This is a genomic window from Rhodoplanes sp. SY1, from assembly GCF_046000175.1.
In the GTDB taxonomy this organism is placed as follows: Bacteria; Pseudomonadota; Alphaproteobacteria; order Rhizobiales; family Xanthobacteraceae; genus Rhodoplanes.
This window is the reverse complement of the sequence record NZ_JBEOMB010000025.1, coordinates 78,182-97,106: the sequence shown is the minus strand read 5'-3', so window position 1 is coordinate 97,106 and position 18,925 is coordinate 78,182. Positions and strand designations below refer to the sequence as shown.

Annotated in this window: 19 protein-coding genes; 7 read left to right on the top strand and 12 right to left on the bottom strand. The window is 67.6% G+C overall.

What is annotated here, in order from left to right:
• The 5 genes from ABTU92_RS08690 to ABTU92_RS08670 form a co-directional block, all read left to right on the top strand.
• The coding region (locus ABTU92_RS08690; RefSeq protein WP_408089642.1) for a type IV secretion system protein at positions 1–651 on the top strand (651 nt) is incomplete at its 5' end.
• Positions 648–1,334, top strand: coding sequence for a conjugal transfer protein TrbF (trbF, locus tag ABTU92_RS08685; RefSeq protein ID WP_408089640.1), 687 nt, complete (start codon positions 648–650; stop codon positions 1,332–1,334). The genes ABTU92_RS08690 and trbF, both read left to right, overlap by 4 nt.
• A complete protein-coding gene (gene trbG, locus ABTU92_RS08680; RefSeq protein ID WP_408089638.1) occupies positions 1,334–2,323 on the top strand; it encodes a P-type conjugative transfer protein TrbG in 990 nt (329 codons plus the stop codon). Before trbF ends, trbG begins: the two co-directional genes overlap by 1 nt.
• 77 nt (positions 2,324–2,400) lie before the next feature.
• A complete protein-coding gene (locus tag ABTU92_RS08675) occupies positions 2,401–3,540 on the top strand; it encodes a TrbI/VirB10 family protein (protein ID WP_408089636.1) in 1,140 nt (379 codons plus the stop codon).
• A 35-nt stretch (positions 3,541–3,575) separates the two neighbouring features.
• A complete protein-coding gene (locus ABTU92_RS08670; protein ID WP_408089634.1) occupies positions 3,576–3,797 on the top strand; it encodes a DUF2274 domain-containing protein in 222 nt (73 codons plus the stop codon).
• A gap of 178 nt (positions 3,798–3,975) precedes the next feature.
• Here the strand turns inward: ABTU92_RS08670 and ABTU92_RS08665 are convergent, their stop codons facing one another.
• The 5 genes from ABTU92_RS08665 to ABTU92_RS08645 all read right to left on the bottom strand — a co-directional run bounded on the left by ABTU92_RS08665 (position 3,976) and on the right by ABTU92_RS08645 (position 10,274).
• A complete protein-coding gene (locus tag ABTU92_RS08665; RefSeq protein WP_408089632.1) occupies positions 3,976–5,403 on the bottom strand; it encodes an argonaute/piwi family protein in 1,428 nt (475 codons plus the stop codon).
• The gene (locus ABTU92_RS08660; RefSeq protein WP_408089630.1) at positions 5,400–7,265 is read right to left on the bottom strand and encodes an SIR2 family NAD-dependent protein deacylase; all 1,866 of its coding nucleotides are present in this window, start codon (positions 7,263–7,265) and stop codon (positions 5,400–5,402) included. Before ABTU92_RS08660 ends, ABTU92_RS08665 begins: the two co-directional genes overlap by 4 nt.
• Positions 7,266–8,092: 827 nt before the next feature.
• A complete protein-coding gene (locus tag ABTU92_RS08655; RefSeq protein WP_408089628.1) occupies positions 8,093–9,364 on the bottom strand; it encodes a hypothetical protein in 1,272 nt (423 codons plus the stop codon).
• Entirely contained in the window at positions 9,361–9,711 is a 351-nt protein-coding gene (locus ABTU92_RS08650; protein WP_408089626.1) for a hypothetical protein, read from the bottom strand. Before ABTU92_RS08650 ends, ABTU92_RS08655 begins: the two co-directional genes overlap by 4 nt.
• On the bottom strand, positions 9,711–10,274 hold the full coding sequence (locus ABTU92_RS08645; RefSeq protein ID WP_408089624.1) for a hypothetical protein: 564 nt from the start codon (positions 10,272–10,274) through the stop codon (positions 9,711–9,713). Before ABTU92_RS08645 ends, ABTU92_RS08650 begins: the two co-directional genes overlap by 1 nt.
• A gap of 23 nt (positions 10,275–10,297) precedes the next feature.
• Here ABTU92_RS08645 and ABTU92_RS08640 point away from each other — a divergent pair, with 23 nt between their 5' ends.
• Complete coding sequence (locus ABTU92_RS08640; protein WP_408089622.1) at positions 10,298–11,299, top strand: DUF6088 family protein; 1,002 nt, start codon at positions 10,298–10,300, stop codon at positions 11,297–11,299.
• The gene (locus tag ABTU92_RS08635; protein ID WP_408089621.1) at positions 11,296–12,360 is read left to right on the top strand and encodes a nucleotidyl transferase AbiEii/AbiGii toxin family protein; all 1,065 of its coding nucleotides are present in this window, start codon (positions 11,296–11,298) and stop codon (positions 12,358–12,360) included. Before ABTU92_RS08640 ends, ABTU92_RS08635 begins: the two co-directional genes overlap by 4 nt.
• Positions 12,361–12,909: 549 nt before the next feature.
• On the opposite strand, the gene ABTU92_RS08630 is transcribed toward ABTU92_RS08635, so the two are convergent.
• The 7 genes from ABTU92_RS08630 to ABTU92_RS08600 form a co-directional block, all read right to left on the bottom strand.
• The gene (locus ABTU92_RS08630; protein WP_408089620.1) at positions 12,910–13,416 is read right to left on the bottom strand and encodes a hypothetical protein; all 507 of its coding nucleotides are present in this window, start codon (positions 13,414–13,416) and stop codon (positions 12,910–12,912) included.
• A 159-nt stretch (positions 13,417–13,575) separates the two neighbouring features.
• A complete protein-coding gene (locus tag ABTU92_RS08625) occupies positions 13,576–14,004 on the bottom strand; it encodes a type II toxin-antitoxin system VapC family toxin (RefSeq protein ID WP_408089619.1) in 429 nt (142 codons plus the stop codon).
• Positions 14,005–14,016: 12 nt separating this feature from the next.
• On the bottom strand, positions 14,017–14,388 hold the full coding sequence (locus ABTU92_RS08620) for a hypothetical protein (RefSeq protein WP_408089617.1): 372 nt from the start codon (positions 14,386–14,388) through the stop codon (positions 14,017–14,019).
• Positions 14,389–14,520: 132 nt separating this feature from the next.
• On the bottom strand, positions 14,521–14,871 hold the full coding sequence (locus ABTU92_RS08615; RefSeq protein WP_408089615.1) for an ethanolamine utilization protein: 351 nt from the start codon (positions 14,869–14,871) through the stop codon (positions 14,521–14,523).
• 272 nt (positions 14,872–15,143) lie between these two features.
• Positions 15,144–15,986 (bottom strand): hypothetical protein, encoded by an 843-nt coding sequence (locus ABTU92_RS08610; RefSeq protein ID WP_408089613.1) that lies wholly within the window; start codon positions 15,984–15,986, stop codon positions 15,144–15,146.
• A 383-nt stretch (positions 15,987–16,369) separates the two neighbouring features.
• Entirely contained in the window at positions 16,370–17,188 is an 819-nt protein-coding gene (locus tag ABTU92_RS08605; protein ID WP_408089611.1) for a DUF72 domain-containing protein, read from the bottom strand.
• A 26-nt stretch (positions 17,189–17,214) separates the two neighbouring features.
• A complete protein-coding gene (locus ABTU92_RS08600) occupies positions 17,215–18,846 on the bottom strand; it encodes a Na+/H+ antiporter (RefSeq protein ID WP_408089609.1) in 1,632 nt (543 codons plus the stop codon).
• Positions 18,847–18,925: the final 79 nt, after the last annotated feature.

Below are 18,925 nucleotides of genomic sequence, written 5' to 3'. Positions count from 1 at the left end.
GTCGTCTCCTCCGGCATCAAGGTGCTGGTGCTGGCCGTCGTGGTCGGCATCGGCACGACGCTGTTCGGCGAGTTCACCCGCGGCTTCGGCGGCGGCCAACCGACCTTCGAGGACGCGATGGCGCTCGCCCTCGGCGCTTTGGCGCTGCTCGGCCTCGGCATCTTCGGGCCAGGCATCGCCAACGGCCTCGTCAGCGGCGGCCCGCAGCTCGGCGCCGGCGCCGCAGCCGGCACCGCGCTCGCGGCCGGTGGCATCGGCGCCGTCGGCGCGATCGGTGCGCGCTCCGGTATCGGCGCGCTCGCCGGTGCTGCGCGCGGCGGAGCCGGTGCGGCCGGAGGGGCCGTCTCGGCCTACCGGACGAGTGCCGCGGCCTCCGGCGCGACCGGCCTGAAGGCCGCGGCCGCCGGAGCAGGGGGCGTCGCCCGCGCCGGAGCCGCGGCCGTCGCCGATCGCTTCGGTGCGATGGCCCGGCCTGCTGGCAGCGCTTCGTCCGGACAGGCCAACGCGTCCGCCGGTCCCCCTGCATGGGCCCAGAACCTGCGCCGCCACCAGACCGCCGCCCATGGCGCCTCGGTCGCCGCGCATGCGGTGCGCTCCGGTGACCACGGCGGTGGCGGCAGCTCGATTCCCTTGTCGGAGGATCGCCGATGATCGTCTTCCGCCGTCCCTCGGTGCGTTACGGCCGGACGCCCGAGCCCGAGACCCCGTATCAGAAGGCCGGACAGGTCTGGGACGAGCGGATCGGCTCCGCCCGGGTCCAGGCCCGCAACTGGCGGCTCATGGCCTTCGGCACTCTCGCTCTAGCGGGTGGCCTTGCGATCGGCCTCGTCTGGCAGCACGCCCGCGGCGCCGTCACCCCCTGGGTCGTCGAGGTCGACCGGCAGGGTCGGGCCCAGGCCGTCGCCCCGGCGCTCGGCGACTATCGCCCCAGCGACCCGCAGATCGCCTGGCACCTCGCCCACTTCATCGAGAACGTGCGGGCGCTCCCGGCCGATCCGGTCATCGTCCGCCAGAGCTGGCTCGCGGCCTACGACTTCGTCACCGACAAGGGTGCGCTCGCCCTCAACGACCATGCCCGGGTCCACGATCCCTTCGCCAGGATCGGCAAGGTCCAGGTGACGGTCGAGATCGCGAGCGTGGTGCGCGCTTCGCCCGACAGCTTCCGGGTCGCCTGGATCGAGCGGCGCTACGAGAACGGCAGCCTCGCCGTGACCGAGCGATGGGTCGCCATCCTCACCATCGTGCTCGACCTGCCGCGCGACGCCGAGCGCCTGCGCAAGAACCCGCTCGGCATCTACGTCCATTCCCTCGCCTGGTCCAAGGAGCTCGGCTGATGCGGCCTCGTTCGCTCGTCCTCTGCGTCGTCTCCGCATCCCTGCTCGCGGGCTGCGCGACGTTCAAGCCACCCGGGATCGCGTATGACGATCCGCCCGAGCCCGCCTCCCTGGTCGCCGAGCCGCCGCGACCCGTGGAGGTGGTGGAGCTGCCCAAGCCGCTGCCGCTCCCGGGTCAGCTCAAGCCGCTGCCGGGCGGCAAGTCGCCGCCGGAGCCGCGTGACCCCCGCCAGCGGGTCGACCGCGCCAACACGGCGGCGCGGGTCGAGCCGAGCAGGTCCGGTTACATCAATGCGGTCCAGGTCTATCCCTTCTCGGAGGGCGCCCTCTACCAAGTCTATGCCGCGCCCGGGCAGGTCACCGACATCGCCCTGCAGGAAGGCGAGCAGCTCGTCGGCTCCGGCCCGATCGCGGCCGGCGACACGGTGCGCTGGATCATCGGTGACGCCGAGAGCGGCACCAGCGCGGCGAAGCGGATCCACATCCTGGTCAAGCCGACCCGGCCCGACCTCGTCACCAATCTGGTGATCAACACCGACCGCCGGACCTATCACCTCGAGCTGCGCTCGACCGAGAAGACCTACATGGCCTCGGTCTCGTGGGACTATCCGCACGACCGCCTGATCGCGCTGCACCAACGCAACGCCGCGGCCGAGACGGCCGTTCCGGTCGCGACCGGTCTCGAAGTCGACGCCTTGCGGTTCCGCTACGTGATCGACGGCGACGCGCCGCCTTGGCGGCCGCTCCGCGCCTTCGACGACGGCAAGAAGGTCTACATCGCGTTCCCGCGCGGCATCGGCCAGGGCGAGATGCCGCCGCTGTTCATCGTCGGCCCGGAGGGCAAGACCTCGGAGCTCGTGAACTACCGGGTCCGCGGCAATCACATGATCGTCGATCGCCTGTTCGCGGCGGCCGAGCTGCGCCTCGGCGACGGCGGTTCCGAACGGCGCGTCCGCATCGTGCGCACCGACGGGAGAGCCGCGTGGTGAGCGAGCGCGCCGACCATTCTTCCGGAACGAACGATCTCGCAGCCGGGCTCCGCCTCCGACACGAGCATCCGCCGGTCATGCGCCTCTCCCGCAAGGTGCTGGTCGGGCTTCTCGCCGGCGCGTCTATCGTCGTGTCGGGAGCGCTGATCTGGGGACTGTCCCGCGACAAGCCGAAGCCGACCGGCGGCAGCGAGCTCTACAGCACCGAGCACAAGCCGCTGCCCGACGCGATCGCCGCCTTGCCGCGCGACTACGCGGCCGTCCCAAAGCCGGCTGCGTCGGCTATCCCTGCCGGCGTGCCCCAGCTCGGGCCGCCGCTGCCCGGCGATCTCGGCCGGCCGATGCTGAGCGCCGGCATCACCCCGCCCGACCCGTCGCACGCGGCGGATCCGGCCCAGCAACGCTCCGCCCAGGAGCAGGAGGCGGCGCGCACCAGCCGGCTGTTCGCTTCGGCGACCACGACGGCGCGGGCGGCTGCGCCGACTGCACCGGCGCTCCAACCGGCGGACCCCGCTGCCGCACCACCGGCGAATTCCGACACGCAGCCGCTCGACGCCGACTGGGGACAGAACCTCCAGGACCGCAAGCTCGCCTTCCTCAACGCCGCCGTCGACCGCAAGACCGTCAGCCCCGATCGCCTCGCCGCGCCACCGTCGCGCTATGTCGTGCAGGCCGGCGCCGTGATCCCGGCCGCGCTGATCACCGGCATCCGCTCGGATCTGCCCGGCCAGGTCACGGCCCAGGTGACCGAGCATGTCTACGACAGTCCCACTGGCCAATATTTGCTCGTGCCCCAGGGATCGAAGCTGATCGGCGTCTACGACAGCCAGGTCGCTTTCGGACAGGACCGCATCCTCCTGGTCTGGACCCGGCTCATCCTGCCGAACGGCCGCTCGATCGTGCTCGAGCGGCAGCCCGCCGCCGACCCGCAAGGCTTCGCCGGGCTCGAGGACGAGGTCGATCATCATTGGGGCCGTCTGTTCATGGCGGCCGCGCTCTCGACGCTGCTCGGCGTCGGGTCCGAGCTCGGCGCGAGCGACACCGAGAGCGAGCTGTTCCGCGCACTCCGGCGCGGCGGCAGCACGAGCCTGAACCAGACCGGCCAGCAGGTCGTCCGCCGCAACCTCAACATCCAGCCGACCCTGACGATCCGGCCGGGATTCCCGGTCCGGGTCATCGTCAACCGCGACCTCGTCCTCGCGCCGTATCGTAGATGAAGTCAACCAAGCCACACCCACGCAAGAGGATCACCATGAACAAGCTGAAGCTCTCGGAGCTGCTCGACGACAAGCCCGTCAAGCTCACCCTCGATCTCCCCGCCCAGGTCCACCGCGATCTCGTCGCCTATGCCGAGCTGCTCGGCCGCAACACCGGGCAGGCAGTCGAGCCTGCGCGGCTGATCCCGCCGATGATCGCACGCTTCATGGCGACCGATCGGGCGTTTTCCAGAGCAAAGCGGAGCGCCGGCAGTTGAGACTGAGTGTTCCCAGCTTTAAGGTTTGCGATCTTCGAATAGGCGCGTCCGTGGCAACTGCTGGCGCGCAACCTCGATTCGAGGAAGCAGAGCTGGTCGTTACTGTTGCTGCAGCGGTCAGCGTCTACCTTCTGCGCGCCAGCAAGGTGGAGTGAGCGTTGGAGGCTGATCGGTGCGACTACATGAACAGCCGCACGGGATAGGATTGAGGCTGGAGCTTGGGCATCCGTTTGACGATCGTCGCGAGCGTGCCCGCGAAGTTGAGAGTCACGGGAAGCCGGTCGTAAGGACCATCGTTGTTCCAGTCCATCTTGGTTAGCGCGAGCGTCTCGCGGCAGAGATCGTCGATACCGCCGAGCCCAGCGTGACGGACTAGCAGGAGTGGCTCGGGCGTCCCTTTGCCTTCCTTAAAGTAGTCCTTGCCGTCGGCCACTGAAGGCAGATTCCCTTGCGTCCAGAGCAAGGCTTCGTTGGACCCGAGCTGAAACGTTGTGCCGCGGTAACAGGGGTAACCGTGTGGCTGCTGTGGGCCAGCGATAAAGACGCCCCGCCATCCGCAGCTCTGCTGCACATGAACGAGTTCGATCGAGTCGGTGTTCTGGAACGCGTCGAACACGCCATCGATTTCGTCGATGCGAAATTCTGTATTCTTATGCACCACCACCCTCCGGGGCGGTTCCCCGGAGTGCTTGCGCTGATAGATGGCGAGGCTGCGTGACATCACCTTCATCATCTGGTCGCGGCGAAGATATGGATTCCTCCCGAACATATGAACGCCATCAGCCTCATATGCCACAAACTCCAGGCCCGAACCCTCGGCGTCGAAGACTTGGCTGCAGCAGATCGCGAAGCGTTGGCCACGGTCTTCGCCAGCGCGTAGCGCATAGTCGATCCCGATGAAGGCCGTGTCCGGCTCGACATCGGCCAGTACCCAGGGGACGCCACCGGCCTTGGTGTAGAGCGCGACGCCGAGCCGCCATGCGACGCTGCACCGGCACCGGTAATTTAGCGCGCTGTCCTCGCGGAGGATCTGCACGCAGATCCCCTCGGAGGCGGCATACGCCTTGACGTAGTCGTGGAGGTCAAAGTCGTCGCCTGCCGTGCCGCGGAACGCCGGCCCCCAGATCTGCTTGAGCAGGATGACGACGATGTCGAAGCTGTCGCGTGCATTGCGAAGGGCGAAAAGCGCGCGGGTCAGGGCCTCCGCGAGCACCACGTGCGGCGCCGCCGCCGCTTCGATCTGGCGATCCAGGTCATCTGAGAGGATGATCCTGCTGGCTGAACCGCCGCGGGCCAGACGGACGCCGAAAACCTTCTCGAAGCTGGGAAAGGGCGGAAGGTATTGCTTTCGTTCGCGCGGTTGATGCGACTGGTCGAGCTCGCGCATCTGCTGCACGAGCGCGTCCTCGAGCGCCGCCGGCGCGACAATGCCGATCCGGATCGGATTGGCGACGGGCGAGAGCTTGCCTTGGCTGTAGGGTCCGAAGCGGATCAACCCCTCCATAGGGTGGATGTCCACATCGCGGGCGTTGTCTGAGCCAAACCGGAGCCGGGGCTCGGGCAGGACGATGTGGCCGGGAAGGCGAAATGGCTGGACGGCGTTCATGGCTTGACGATCCCGCTGAAGGCGGACGTGCGCAGGATCTCGAATCCAGCGTCGATCCCGTCCGCGATGTCAAAGGTCCTGAGGCGCAGGCTGCGCTCTGGCCCGACGATCAGGCTGATCCATCCGTCCAACAGGGCGTTAGCGAGCCGGTTGTGCCGGCGGGCGCGCCGCTCGCGCACGAACTCCCGCGTCAGTTCGATGGCTTCATCGGACGCGTCCTCGTCCAGCGCGACGCTGAGCGTGGGTTCAATCAAAAGCCACAGCTGATCGAGGCGATAATCGATGCGCAGGCCGCAAGCCTCGCTCCAGCGCACACTCGTCTGCGGTACGATCCCGGAGATGCGGTCGACCGGCCTGGCCTTGTCGGTGTTGAAGACCCCGGCCGACACCGCGCCTGGCAGGGGCACCAGCCGCACACGGTTGCGCTGCCGCTCCTGCGCAAGGCCTGGGCGCTTCGCGATCGCACGGAACAAGGCGTCGCGGATCAATGCCCGCTCGCCACACTCCTTGACGAGACGCTTCGCCGATAACGGATGTTGATCGAACGCCTTGATGCCAAATGGCTCGAAGGTCATTCGCACGTCGCTGTCGCGACCGAAGGCGAGGACACCGTCGCGACTGCGATGGGCGATGATGTCGACTCCGGCCTTGGCGATTGCCTCTTCAATCTCCTTGTCGCCGCCGATCTGGCAGTCGACGATCCTGCACAGCGCCGGCCGCGACGTGACGGCCAACGCATTCATGCGGATGGCCGGCACCGCCGCGCTGACTGATCGGGGCTTAACATTGGTGAGCCGCGGCCGGATGTCGCCGGCAAGGCCGGCCAGCTTGTCGGCGGTTTGCGGCAGGAACCGGAGCAGGTCCGAAAAGAGTTCGTCGAATGACTCGGCCTCGACGAGGTGCGCGTCAATGCCCAGCGCTCGAGCGTGCGCGATGAGCGCCGTCACAACCGGATAGGGCGCGTCTTGACTGCGCTTGAACCAGAAAAGACCTCCCGGGAATCCTCGACCCTCGTCTATCGCCTCCGTCAACGCCGCCATGATGGAAGCGTCGCGCCCGCTGTAACCAACGACGGCGAGGCCGGAGCGGCGGCAGGCATCGACGAGGTTGCGCCGCATCTCGGCGTCCTGCTGGCGCAGCTCTGCATCCGAATTTTTCAGCGTATCGGAATGATAGTCGCCGTGCAGTTTGCCGTAGACCGGCCACCGATTTTCATCGACCGCCCGACGGATTTTTTCTGGCTCCTTCAAGTCCGCCGTCACCAAGCGCCCGGTGCCGCCGAAGCGCTCGGCGGCGGCGTCCTCGACGGTGCGATCGAAGTTGGTCGTCCAGACGATCCGGCAGAGATCCTCGGCCATCAACAGCGCGAGTGCATGGTGACCGAAGGACGGCTTGCCGCGTGCAATCAGCTCATCGAGATAGGTGCGCCGATCGCGCGCCGCGTGGTAAGTCGCTTCGAAGTACGCCGAATATTCTGTCTCTGAGCCCGCGGCCGGAAACTCGCCCTTCTCGTCGAAATGCGCCTGAATCTTGCGCTGGACAGAGGGCTCACCAATGTCGGTGATGGCTGACGGCGGCAGTTTCTTCTGAGAACGGTAAAGCCGCTGCTTGAAATCCCAGATCATGTCGCCGGCGGTCTTAATACCGGCCGCTCGCGATGCACCCGCGCCCAGGAACCACATGATTTGTGCGCCGCGGAGCTGGAATAGGCGAAGGAAGGCCGGTACGTCGAGCGGCTGGATTCGCGGCTCGCCCGCAGCGGCAAACGCGGCCTGATCGGGTCCGAGGGCGTCAAGCAAATCTTCGCTGGCTGAGCCGAGTCTGCTGGATGAGCCGAGTCTAATGGGAGATTCCTCGTTCATAAGGTCCTCGCGGCTGAGGTGCGCGAAGTGTTACCCGTTGACGCCGCAAGCCTGAGCTGAGACTTCAAGCTTTGCTGTGCTAGAAACGACAATCGACAAAGGTGCGTCGGGTAGCCGGCACCGCGGGGGGAAACTTGAGCCAGGTTGCGCCAAGAAAGGTCACCGCAAGCTTCGAGGCGGCTGATGACTTGCTCTGGCAAGCGGTCCATGGCCGACTGCCGGCGCTTGGGGCGGTGAGGCTTAGCCGCTCGGGGCGTATAGGACCGCTCGCCGAGCTCGCGATCGCGGCGACGGCCCGAGCTGATGACTACCATGCTGTGACAGTCGAACCGCCGGTGTTTCATCAGCTCGTCCGAGCGCTGGGGGAGGGCGTCGTCAGCGGCGCTGGCGCCCGCGACCGAGCGGGCGTCTTTCCCCTTTCGCGTTACGATCATGACGAAGACGGTCCTGAGCGGCCGATCTGGGACCAGTGGGCCAAGCATGCCGAAAACGCCGCCGTCGCGGTAGGACTGGCGAAGGGACTGACCGCCGGGCTGATGGGCGCGCTCGGCGAACTCATAGACAATGTCTTCGAACACAGCGGGCGGCCAGAAAGTGGTCTCGTCGCCTATGCTGCGAGTGAGGGCGCCTTCGAGTTCGTCGTCGCCGACGCGGGTCGCGGCGTCCTGGCCAGCCTGCGCGAGAACCCCGAGTTCGCGGGGCTGTCGGATTCCGGCAAGGCGCTGCGTGTAGCCGCATCCGACGGCGCGTCGCGGCATGCCCGAAGCACGGGGCACGGCTACGGCATCGGTCAGTTGTTTCGCGCACTCGCCCATGACGCCGCCGAGTTACGGTTTCGCAGCGGCGACCACGCCCTGCGGCTCTGGGGCGATGCCCCGAGCCTCACCGGGCAGGTGGAGTTGGCGCAGAAGGCTTGGCTGGATGGCCTCGCTGTCTCGGTGCGATGTGCGCCGCGGTCGGCGTGCCGGCGGCCGTAAGCGCAAGGCGGGCCTTTCCGAGCTCTCATAGGAGGCACGCACCACGGCGACATTGTGCGCGAGGAGGTGGTCGATCGGCGCACCCTCAGGGGTGGGGAATTTCACCCATTTCAGGCGACCCGACTCTGTCAGATAGGCCCGTCGCCGCCGAATGGTCCGCGAGAAGGCTTCGGTCTCGACCAAAGTGACGCTTGAGAAATGCCGGCGCAGGACATCGAGCTTGCGCCCGCCGCCCCGGATGACGAGCGCGAGCGGGCGGCCGACGCGATCGGCGAGCGCGCAGAGCTGGGCGACGTGCCATTCGATCCGCTCGCCCCGGCCGCAGCCGGTCGCGAACTCGAAGGCGAGGATCTCGATCTCTGGACGTTCGGCGATAAGCTCGGCCCACCGGGCGTAGTCGTGCTGGGTACGGCCGTTCACATGCAGGGCGGCCGGCAGGCCCGCCCCCGCCATCTCCGTCCAGGCCAGCAGGATACGTTTCATGGCATGGAGGTTGTCGGTGCGCGGCACGTCCGTCAGGACGCTGAAGTTGGGCGTCGTGACGAGCGCGACGCCGAGCGCCTGCAAGGCGGCCAGGATGGCAGGGCGGTCTTTGAGCTCCCACCAGCACTCAATCGGCCCGTCCTTGTCGACGCCGGACACGACGATCGCCGCGCCTTCGGGGATCAGGAAGCGCGCTGCGAGCTCAGCGCGGGAGGCGACGTGCGGCTTGCCGATCGCGAGGTTGACGAGCTCATAGAGCGAGATCGCGACGGCCGGCTCGTCGAGGGTTGCCGCGCGCCCATAACGGTGATCGACGAACGGCACGATCGCCGGCAGTGCGGGCACGCCGTTGGCCGCGGCGCGCGGCGCCGTCTCGAATCCAAGACCTCCGACCTCGCGCATACGGGCCACGAAGGCGCGCGGATTGAACCGGCAGACCATGTCGCACTTGGTCTTGTCCTGGCAGGAGCAAAGGTCGCGGCAGTCGAGGACGCCGACGTCGGTGTGGACGCCGCCGCAGCGGTCGCGTTCTAGGCAGGTCGGGCAGCCCAGCGACGGAGCATGGCGCGTGGCGTCGTCCCAGAGCCGCCGCGGCTGCGGGAAGTGGCGCGAAGGCTCATGGGGCGGCCGACGGTTCATCTCAGGCTGATCTCCACGGTGTCGCCGAACAGCCCCACGCGCTGGAGCACGCCTTCGGCGTAGCCGCCGCCGTCGCGGATGGCGGTGGTCAGCTCAGGCGAGGGGCTGGACACCCGACCGATCGCGCGCAGGCCGTCGCTGACGGTGAGGCCGTCGGGCGCGCTCTGGACGATCAGCGTGTCGCCAGTCCTGACGCGGGAGCCGGCGTTCAACTCGGCGGTGACGGTCCGGGCGGCCTCTGACATGGTGAGGTCGAGGAGCGTGGGCGCTTTCAGGCGGTCGAGGCCGCCATTCCAGCGCTTGCGCCAGGGCTTGCCGGTCTGCGCGCGGACGTAGTCGAGACCCATCAGGCGATCTCCAGGAGCGGGCTGAAGGATTTGGATTTGCCCTGCTTGCGTTCGACGAGCAGGCCCTTGGTCGCCAGCGCCGACAACCGGTTGTTCCAGGCTGTCGGCCCGATCCCCTGGCTGGCGAAGCGGACGGCGAGTTCGGGGGCGGTGATGGCGCCGAGCTCAATCACCGCCTCGAAGGTGGAGCGCTGGGCGGGATCGAGGTCGCCGATCAGCCGAGCGCTGAGGACGCGGTCGTTGGCGTCGAGCTCGCAGCTCCAGAGCGCATCGCCGCGGGCACGAACGAAGAAGTCCAGCTCTTCGGCGACGGCCGGGAGAAGGTTGGCCACAACCGGATAGACGTTCGGCAGAGATTGTCGCGCGTAGTCGCGGAATCCGATCACGGCTTCGCGCAGGAAGGAGGCGGTCGCGACCTCGACCCTGTCGAAGTCGAGAAAAGCAGGCGTCGGCGTCTCCGACGAGCGCGTCGCTGCGATCATCGTGCTCAGCAGCTTTCGTCCCGGGATGGCGCCCGATAGGACAGTTTGGCCGCCGGTCAGATCGTTCAGTCGATACCGCAATTCACTACCCTCACTTGACGTACATGAAGATGGTGAAGCGACGCGGCGCCGTCAAGGGTATCCGGCGCTACGCTGCGGTTTTCCCCAACGCGATGAAGGAGGCAGTTCGTTTTGTCCGAAAATTGTATACGATTTTCGGACGGCCAGATTGGCATGAGTCCGAAAAAGGACTACAAGTTTCGGACATGAAAGACTCGCCCATGGACCTCAAGGCGGCTGTGCTGCACCGAGTGCGGCAAGATGGACCACGGAAAGTGTGGACGCCCGCCGATTTCCTCGACCTCGGCTCGCGCGACGCCGTCGACAAGGCGCTCCAGCGACTGACGAAGGCGGAGCAGCTCCGCCGAATTGACCGAGGGCTCTACGATCAGCCCGGCTTCAACAAGCTGACCCAGCAGCCCAATCCGCCGGATCCTCGCTCCGTGATCGAGGCGCTCGGTCGGCGCGACCAGGTCCGAATGCTCGTCGACGGCATGACTGCGGCGAACGACCTCGGGCTGACGAACGCGGTCCCAGCAAAGATCGTTGTTCATTCCGACGCCCGGCGGCGCGCGCTGCGCCTGGGCAGTGTGACGATCAGCTTCCGTCCGACGGCGGCCAGCAAGCTCTTCTGGGCCGGCCGGCCGGCCATGCGCGTCGTTCAGGCGCTACACTGGATGCGCGATTTGCTCACGCGCGAGGGCGAGGCCGACCGGGTGCGTCGCAGGCTTCGCAAGCTGCTCGACGATCCCGCGGCGGGACCGGCGCTCCGAGCCGACCTTCTCGACGGGATGACGACCCTCCCGACCTGGATGCGGGTCTTCTTGAAAACGGTGATCGAGGGCGATGACAGCGCACCGGTAAAGCGCGCCGCTGATGATCACCATCATGACGATGACGACGTTGATGACGACGATGATCATCGTCACCACCGCCCGGGCGCAACGCGGCAGGCCTATGAAGTAAAACGGCCACGAGCTAGAGCCGGCGTTGCGAAGCAACCGTCGCCGGCACACCGCGCGCCGAAGCGGACATCGAACGCATGAACCCGGCGTACGACGAGGTACTCTCGGCGGGGCCAGAGGCGATGCTCAGCGCGTTCGACACAACCGCCGCCCGGCTCGGCACGACGTCGCAGAATGTCGAGAAGGACTTCTGGGTCTGCTGGACACTGGACGCGCTCTTCCACGGTCTCCCCGACGACGGGCCGCGCCTTCTCTTCAAAGGCGGCACCTCGCTGTCGAAGGGCTTTGGCCTAATCAGCCGCTTCTCGGAAGATATCGACGTGACCGTATTCCGCGACGATATCGGTGCGCACGCGACCATCGCCGAACTCGAGGCGCTCAGCGGGAAGAAGCGCCGAGCGCGGCTCGATGTAATCCGGGACGCCTGCCAGGCTTACATCAACGGCTCGATGCGCGAGGCGCTGACCGGCATCCTGGAGGACCGCCTGACTGCCGCCGGGCTTGAACCTGGTAGCGCCCGCGTCGAGCCCGACGAGGCGGATCCCGACGGCCAGACGCTGCTGATCTGGTATCCCGCAACGGCACCGCACTCCGACTATGTGCGTGCCGCGATCAAGATCGAATCCGGCGCGAAATCAGCGCTCGATCCCAATCGCGAGGTCCCGATCAAGCCGTATGTCGACGACGACCTGCCGACGCTAGACCTGACGGTGCTGGCGGTCCGCACCGTCGAGCCGGGGCGCACCTTTTGGGACAAGGTTGTCATCCTCCATGGGCTGCGCCGTTGGTACGATCGGCGTGGGGAACTCAAGGGGGGCGGCCAACGCGTGTCGCGGCACTATTACGACCTTCACCGGCTCACGCAGGAGGCGATCGGAAAGACCGCGGCAGGCGATCTCGATCTCGGCGTCGACTGCGTTGCGCACGCCCGCATGTTCTTCAATCGGCCCGACTACGACCTCGCGAGCGCTGCGCCGGGAAGCTTCGCACTCATGCCCCATGACGGCATGGTCGATCAGCTGCGGACCGACTATCGGGCGATGACGGGCATGATCTTCGGCGAGCCGCCAGCCTTCGATGACGTGCTGGCAAGCGTCGAGGCGCTCGAAAAAGCGCTTAACGCGAAGGCCGGCCAATCATGATCAAGCCTCCGACGAGAGGGAGAGCGAAGTACTTTCGCGTCCTTGATCACGGCATTCGGCCGGCCGCGGACGCGAAGGATCGCGCCTATCAACGGCTGGCGTGGAGCGGCTTACGAGGCGTGGGCAGAAAGCGATTGGTTCTGCAACGGCGGCTTCGCCGTTGTCGGTTGAGGGTAGATCGTCGGAACTTACGTCGTCGTTCGGGTACTGATTTGCCGCGGGGTGCACCTTGGCTCGATACTGCCTTCGAGAGCTTTCGCCGTCTATAGCGGGCAAGCGTCAGCCAACCGACAGCATTTCTGACGGTATACTCAAGGAAGGAAAATTGATTGCTGTGACATATCAATAATGTGCGATGGTCGTTGATGATCGAGTGGGAGTAGGGGCTGGCGGCGGCGCCAACGCCCGCGCGTGACGCTCCGCCGCGTCGGCCGATCCGTAGCGGAGCCGTAGGATGGGTGGAGCCGAAGGCGATACCCATCGTGTTGTCGGTGCGCTCCGCGCCGAGGTGATCGGTATCGCCTTCGGCTCCACCCATCCTACTGGCCGCTATTCATCTGTCAGCGCCGGCAGGATACGAGAAAAGCTAAAAATCGGATCGTCGCTATAGAAGTTATGTAGAATTAAAAGAATTTCCCGCACTGCTTCAAACTCTGTGTTAGTTAGATTGCGAAATTTTGGCATAAGCGCTTTAAGCGCGACGACTTCGTCGCACCACTCGCCCTCGCCGAACATTTCATTGAAGTCATCTGCCACCTTTGTGGACGACCACTCTCCGTCTGCCGCTAACCAGTCGTTCCCAAGGCAGTCAGTAAGCTTGATTGCAATCCTCCATTCAGCGGGAGAAAGAATTCTGGACGCACAATCCAAAATTCGCCAATAAAGGCGCGTATAATGGTTTATCACTGCCGATGGGCACCTCATCGGCATTTGCGCGTCATGAACAAACAAGGCATCGATCAAGCTGCTTGTAAGAGAAACAATAGTCTCTCTGCCAGCAAGGTTCCTTCTGGTGGCTTCAAGTCTCCAATCGTTGTCTCTGGCCTCAGCCGTCATCGTTCCTCCGATGGCGTTGCGTCAGTCTATTAAAGTAAATAAATAGCAAGCGTAGCCCGGATTGAGCGAAGCTAAATTCGGGGCTTTTGGTTTTCGGGGCTGGCCGCGACCCCGGGTTTCGCTGCGCTCACCCCGGGCTACGAACATCGCTTCCACGGCTTACGATCGTTCCCGCACCGGGTTGATCACCGGGACGCCGGCAAAATCCTTTTCGTTGTCGGTGACCACGGTGCAGCCGTTCGCGTCGGCGATGGCGGCCACGATGGTGTCGAGGGCGCTGCGCGGGCGGCCCTTTCGGCGGCCGTCGGCCATCAGGCGCGCCCAGACGAGCGCGACCGGCTCGTCGAAACCGAGAATGCGGCCGGCGAACAGCGCCTGCGGCCCCTGCGGTCCGGAAAACCAAGCGTCGAGTGTGTCGCGTCGCTTGCCCTTCGGCATCTCCAGAATGCCGCGGCGGATCTCGGCAAGCGTCAAGGTCGAGATGTAGAGGTCGTCGTCGGGCTGCCCGGCCATCCAGGCGAGCAGGGACGGCGACGGCACCGGCTTCGTGAACTGGCTGATGATGTTGGTGTCGAGCAGATACCGCATCGGAGGCGGCCGTCAGCCGAGGTCGACCTTTCGGCCACCTCCGCTATCCCGGCCGAAGGCGAGGCCGGACCCCGCGAGCGGTGACGCCAGCAGGGCCGCGGCGATGCCGCCGGTCGTCGGCGGTTCTCCGGAGATCGATCCCGCCACGACCGCGCGGAGCCGTTCGGCGTCCGGCGAATCCTCGGCGAGCTTCTTCGCCAGTCGCCGGATCAGGGCGCGGTCGCGGTCACGGCCGAGCACCTCGAAACGGGTGAGGCTCCGAGCGCCGAGACGGGATTCGTCCTTTGCCACTGCGCGCTTTTGCGGCTCGCCCATCGTCCGCCTCCTGGTCTGCCCGGTAATGTAACCCGGAATTCCGCCCGGACAATCCACGGTCTGCAGCAAGCGTAGCCCGGATCGAGCGAAGTGGCATCCGGGGCTTTTGGTTTCGGGGCTGGCCGCGGTTCCCCGGGTTTCGCTGCGCTCGGCCCGGGCTACGACGCTCGGGATACGGTCTCGCGATGAAGCTCGGAGCGCTTATTCCTGCGCCTCCTGCCAGTGCGGATGGGTGACGTAGGCCGTGACGGCGCCGTGCTCGTGGGCCTGGATCATGACGGCCGCGCCCTTGGGCATGTGGACCATCTCGCCCGGGCCGGCCGTGACCGTCCCGGCGTCGGACGTGACCGACAGCCGGCCCTCCAGGATCACCATGACGTCGTCGACCGCGAGCGTCTCGTCGAGGCGCTGGTTCGGTCCCCAGCGGCCGAACCCGATGGTGATCGGGGCGCCGTGGCGTTGGTCGACGACGTTGCCGGCGAACACCTCGGCGTCCTGGCCGGGCGAGCGCTCCAAGGCGGCGTCGGACAGGGCGAACTTGCGGACGGGCATGGATTTCTCCGGCGCGGTGCGGGGACGGGACGGCGACGAGGGTCGACGCACGACGCCGGGCCTGGTTCCGGCCCGGTCTCGATGCCCGCTCGCCCCCGACACCGACCGCCAGGGCGGCATCGACGGCGAGGTCGCCGTGTCGCGTCGGCCCCGCCGTCGTGGTCGAGACCCTGGTCCGGCCCGGTCCGGCATCGCGACGGTGCGCCTCGCCCCGGTCGGCTTCGGTCACCGAGGCATGGCCGTCGGTCCGGACGCGCCCGGGTGCGGCGACGTCACTCCGTGGTGATCTTCAGCCTGGTGGTTCCGGTGTAGCCGTAGACGTCGAAGAGGATCCCGAGAATCTCCCGGGCGATCGCGGTGTCGGTGAAGGCGTCGACCGGATAGCTGCGCGAGTAGTTCGGGGCGCGGCCCGGATCCGCGTAGCCGGCCTTGTGCAGACGTTCGATGCGCGACGGCGTGAGGATTGCGGCGAGCGCCGGCCAACTCTCGGCCGACTGCGCCTCGCAATAGATCGCGGTCGGCTGCGTCTCCGGCCCGCACTGCACGTAGCCGATGCCGGCCGAGAAGACGACGTACACGTTCTGGGTGCTGTTCAGCCGCAGCCGCTGGACTTCGGCCGCCACCGTGACGCCGTAGAGGTCGAAAAGACCCTCGGCCGAGCTCACCACCTGCGGCGTCTCGGCGTCGGGCTTGAAGGCGCAGGCCCGGATGGCGGTCGTGCGCATCGCCGGCGCGTCGTTGACGCTGCCGGCGAGGTTCTGGCTGAAGCCGGCGCGCGGCGGGCAGGGCAGGTCGGCGACCCATCGGGTGCTCAGCTCGATGCGGGCCGGCTTCGCGTCGTAGACCTCGGTGAGCACCTGCAGCACATGCGCGGCGATGCGGCTGGTCGGGATTTCGGCCGGAAACACCCGGACCGGGTTCCCGAAGCTCGGATCGACGACGAAGCCGAGCGTGGCCAGGCGGGCGAGCCGCTCCGGCGTCAGCACGCGGGAGAGCGACGGCTGCAAGGTGGCGCCGGCCGCCTCGCAGCGCATCTCGCGCCCCGGCAGCCGCCGGCACTGTACGAATGCATTGCCGTCCCAGATGGTCGCGTAGCCGACCCGACCCGGGCGCACCAGCGTGGTGACGTTCTGGAGGGCGTCGTCAATCTGAGCCGTAACGGCCGCCGCGGTCGTGGCGGCGGCGCCTCCCGGCGCCGGACCGGCCCCGAATGGTACCGCAGGCGGCGTCCCGGTGGCCGCGGGCCTATCCGGTGCGCCCGGCGCCTGTGCCAAAACGGCACCGCAACAGACGATCGTCAAGGCGTTCGCGAGCACGATCGTCGCCGCACGCCATGCTCCCATGGCTGCCCCCAAACCGGATGTCTGTCGATGCCGGCGCTACGGCGTGGCCTAATCACCACCCACCGCGAGCCGTGAACGTAAGTAGAACACAAGCCGCGCGCAGCGTCAATCCTCGGTTGTGTCGGCGTGTGGCGGCTGGTGCCTGCGCCGGGCGTTCAGCCCAACCGCTCGATCAGCGCCGTCGCGGCGGCCGGGTTCTTCGCCTTGGCGCCGCTGATCACGTAGAGGAACACGTCGCGTGGCCGCGCCCCGGCCGGCGGCAACGCCACCATCGACAGTCCGGGCGCCGCCGCGCCCGCCGCCCAGGCCTTTGCCCGTGCCGCCCAGGCGTCCAGAGCGGCGGCAGAATAGCCGGCGGCCTCGGTCTCCTGCGTCCCCATGATGCGGGCATAGACGAAATCGGCGGTCGGGTCGGCGATCTGCGGGTACTCGGAATCGCCGGCGACGACGATCGCGACGCCGTGCTTTCGGGCCAGCGCGACGAACTCCGGCACCGCGAAGCTCTCGTGCCGGGCCTCGATGGCGTGGCGGAGCGGCCGGCCGTCGAGGCGCTTCGGCAGCAGCGCCAGGAAGGCGTCGATGTCGTCCGGGTCGAACTTTTTGGTCGGTGCGAGCTGCCAGTTCACCGGCCCGAGTTTTTCGCCGAGTGCCGACACACCGCTCCCGAAGAACTTCTCCACCGAGCCGCCGGCCTCGGCCAAGATCCGGCGGTTGGTGGCGAAGCGCGGGCCCTTCAGGGCGAAGACGAAATCGTCGGGCGTCTCGTCGCGCCACTTGGCGAAGCTGTCGGGCGTCTGCGAGCGGTAGAAGGTGCCGTTGATCTCGATCGAGGTCAGGCGCGCGGCCGCGTAGGCGAGCTCCTGCTTCTGCGGCAGTTTTTCGGGATAGAACGTGCCGCGCCACGGCTCGAACACCCAGCCGCCGATGCCGATCCGGATGGTGCCCGGCCGCGCCGTCTTCGCTCGTCCACTCACCGTCGTCGCTCCTGCGTCGTCATCCCTCACGCCTGATAACGCGCTTCGAGCAGATCGAACTCCTGCATCAGCTTGGTCGCCACGGCGCTGCCGATCCGGCGCTCGATCAGGAGGCGCAGCACCGCCTCGCGCGAGGCCCGCACGGCGGCGACCCGCATCACCCGCTCGATCGCCTCGTCCTCGCGGGCCCGCACCGGGTCGTCACCCGAGCGGTTCTCGACCCGGGTGCGGTAGAGGTCCATCAGGCGCGAGGCGATCTCGACATAGCGGTCGGCGTCGGCGCGGCCCTCGGCCATGGCGTGCTGCACCTCCTCGATGCGGGCGATCGCGGCCTCGGCCGCCGCGATGCGGGCGAGGTCGTCCTCGGCGTCGGTCGACGGCTCGGCCGGCAGGTCGAGCCCGCGCATCGCCAGCGGCAGGCCGACGGCGGCGATCAGGATCGAGACGATGATCACGCCCATGGCGAGGAAGATCGCGAGGTCGCGGGCCGGGAAGGGATCGCCGCCCGGCAGCGCGGCCGGCAGGGTCAGCACCGCGGCGAGCGTCACGGCGCCGCGCGGGCCGGCGCAGGCGATGGCGATCGCCAGCCGCAGCAGGCTCGGCGCCGGCAGACCGAGCCGCCGCCAGGTGCGGAACCAGGTGATGCTCATCGACACGCCGGCCCACAGGAGCCGCAACGCCGTCAGCCCGAGCGCGATCACCAGCACGTAGCCGATCATCCAGAGCGGGTCCGAGGTGCCGGTGAGGCCGGCGCTCTGCTGCGCCTTCGGCCAGATCGCCGGAAGCTGCTCGCCGAGCAGCACGAACACGACGCCGTTGGCGGCGAACTGGATCATGTCCCACACGGCGCGCCGGCGCACTCTCGTGAGCGCCAGCGCCTGGCCCGTCGCCTCGACATAGCTCATGGTCACGCCGGCGCCGACCGCGGCGAGGATGCCGGAGCAGCCGGATTCCTCCGCCGTCAGATAGGCGGCGAACGGGATCAGCAGGCTCACCAGGATGTTGGAGCCCGAGTCCTCGCCGAAGCGGCGGCCGACGATCTCCTTCAGCCGCAGGATCGCCAGCGACACGCCGACCCCGACCGCGAGGCCGCCGGCCGCCACCCAGCCGAAGGTCAGCCCGGCCGCGAGCGGCGAGAACGTGCCGGTCGCCACCGCCGCGACGGCGAAGCGGAAGCAGACCAGGCCGGTCGCGTCGTTGAGCAGCGACTCGCCCTCCAGGATGTGCATCATCCGGCGCGGGATCGACACCCGCCGGGCGATCGCCGTGACGGCGATCGGGTCGGTCGGCGACAGCACGGCGGCGAGCGCGAAGGCGACGCCGAGCGGCATCGCCGGGATCAGCCAGTGGATGAAGAAGCCCATCCCGACCACCGTGAAGGCAACCAGGCCGAGCGCCAGCTCGAGCACGGTGGCGCGGTCCTTGAACAGCTCGTCCTTGGGGATGCGCCAGCCGTCGAGGAACAGGAGCGGCGGCAGCAGCAAGAGGAAGAACAGCTCGGCGTCGAACTCGACCCGGATGTCGGAGAAAAAGCCGATGGCGGCCCCGAAGGCGATCTGCACCAGCGGCCGCGGCACCGCGATCGGCAGCATGCGCGAGGCGGAGCTCGACACGACGACGACGAGCAGCAGGATCAGGACGGTGGTGACGGCGGACACGCTGCTTCGATCCTCCGCGCGGCGGCGGCTTTTTCGGGTGGGGCTCGCCGAGGTGCGGCCGCATCGAGACCGGAACCAG

What these genes read in the sequence shown, in the direction of transcription:
- ABTU92_RS08660 (WP_408089630.1), bottom strand. Translation starts at nt 7,265, where the DNA reads ATGAACGAGGAATCTCCCATTAGACTCGGCTCATCCAGCAGACTCGGC.
- ABTU92_RS08635 (WP_408089621.1), top strand. Translation starts at nt 11,296, where the DNA reads ATGAACCCGGCGTACGACGAGGTACTCTCGGCGGGGCCAGAGGCGATG.
- ABTU92_RS08675 (WP_408089636.1), top strand. Translation starts at nt 2,401, where the DNA reads ATGCGCCTCTCCCGCAAGGTGCTGGTCGGGCTTCTCGCCGGCGCGTCT.
- trbF (WP_408089640.1), top strand. Translation starts at nt 648, where the DNA reads ATGATCGTCTTCCGCCGTCCCTCGGTGCGTTACGGCCGGACGCCCGAG.
- ABTU92_RS08625 (WP_408089619.1), bottom strand. Translation starts at nt 14,004, where the DNA reads ATGCGGTATCTGCTCGACACCAACATCATCAGCCAGTTCACGAAGCCG.
- ABTU92_RS08640 (WP_408089622.1), top strand. Translation starts at nt 10,298, where the DNA reads ATGAAGATGGTGAAGCGACGCGGCGCCGTCAAGGGTATCCGGCGCTAC.
- ABTU92_RS08665 (WP_408089632.1), bottom strand. Translation starts at nt 5,403, where the DNA reads ATGAACGCCGTCCAGCCATTTCGCCTTCCCGGCCACATCGTCCTGCCC.
- ABTU92_RS08615 (WP_408089615.1), bottom strand. Translation starts at nt 14,871, where the DNA reads ATGCCCGTCCGCAAGTTCGCCCTGTCCGACGCCGCCTTGGAGCGCTCG.
- ABTU92_RS08655 (WP_408089628.1), bottom strand. Translation starts at nt 9,364, where the DNA reads ATGAACCGTCGGCCGCCCCATGAGCCTTCGCGCCACTTCCCGCAGCCG.
- trbG (WP_408089638.1), top strand. Translation starts at nt 1,334, where the DNA reads ATGCGGCCTCGTTCGCTCGTCCTCTGCGTCGTCTCCGCATCCCTGCTC.
- ABTU92_RS08650 (WP_408089626.1), bottom strand. Translation starts at nt 9,711, where the DNA reads ATGGGTCTCGACTACGTCCGCGCGCAGACCGGCAAGCCCTGGCGCAAG.
- ABTU92_RS08630 (WP_408089620.1), bottom strand. Translation starts at nt 13,416, where the DNA reads ATGACGGCTGAGGCCAGAGACAACGATTGGAGACTTGAAGCCACCAGA.
- ABTU92_RS08670 (WP_408089634.1), top strand. Translation starts at nt 3,576, where the DNA reads ATGAACAAGCTGAAGCTCTCGGAGCTGCTCGACGACAAGCCCGTCAAG.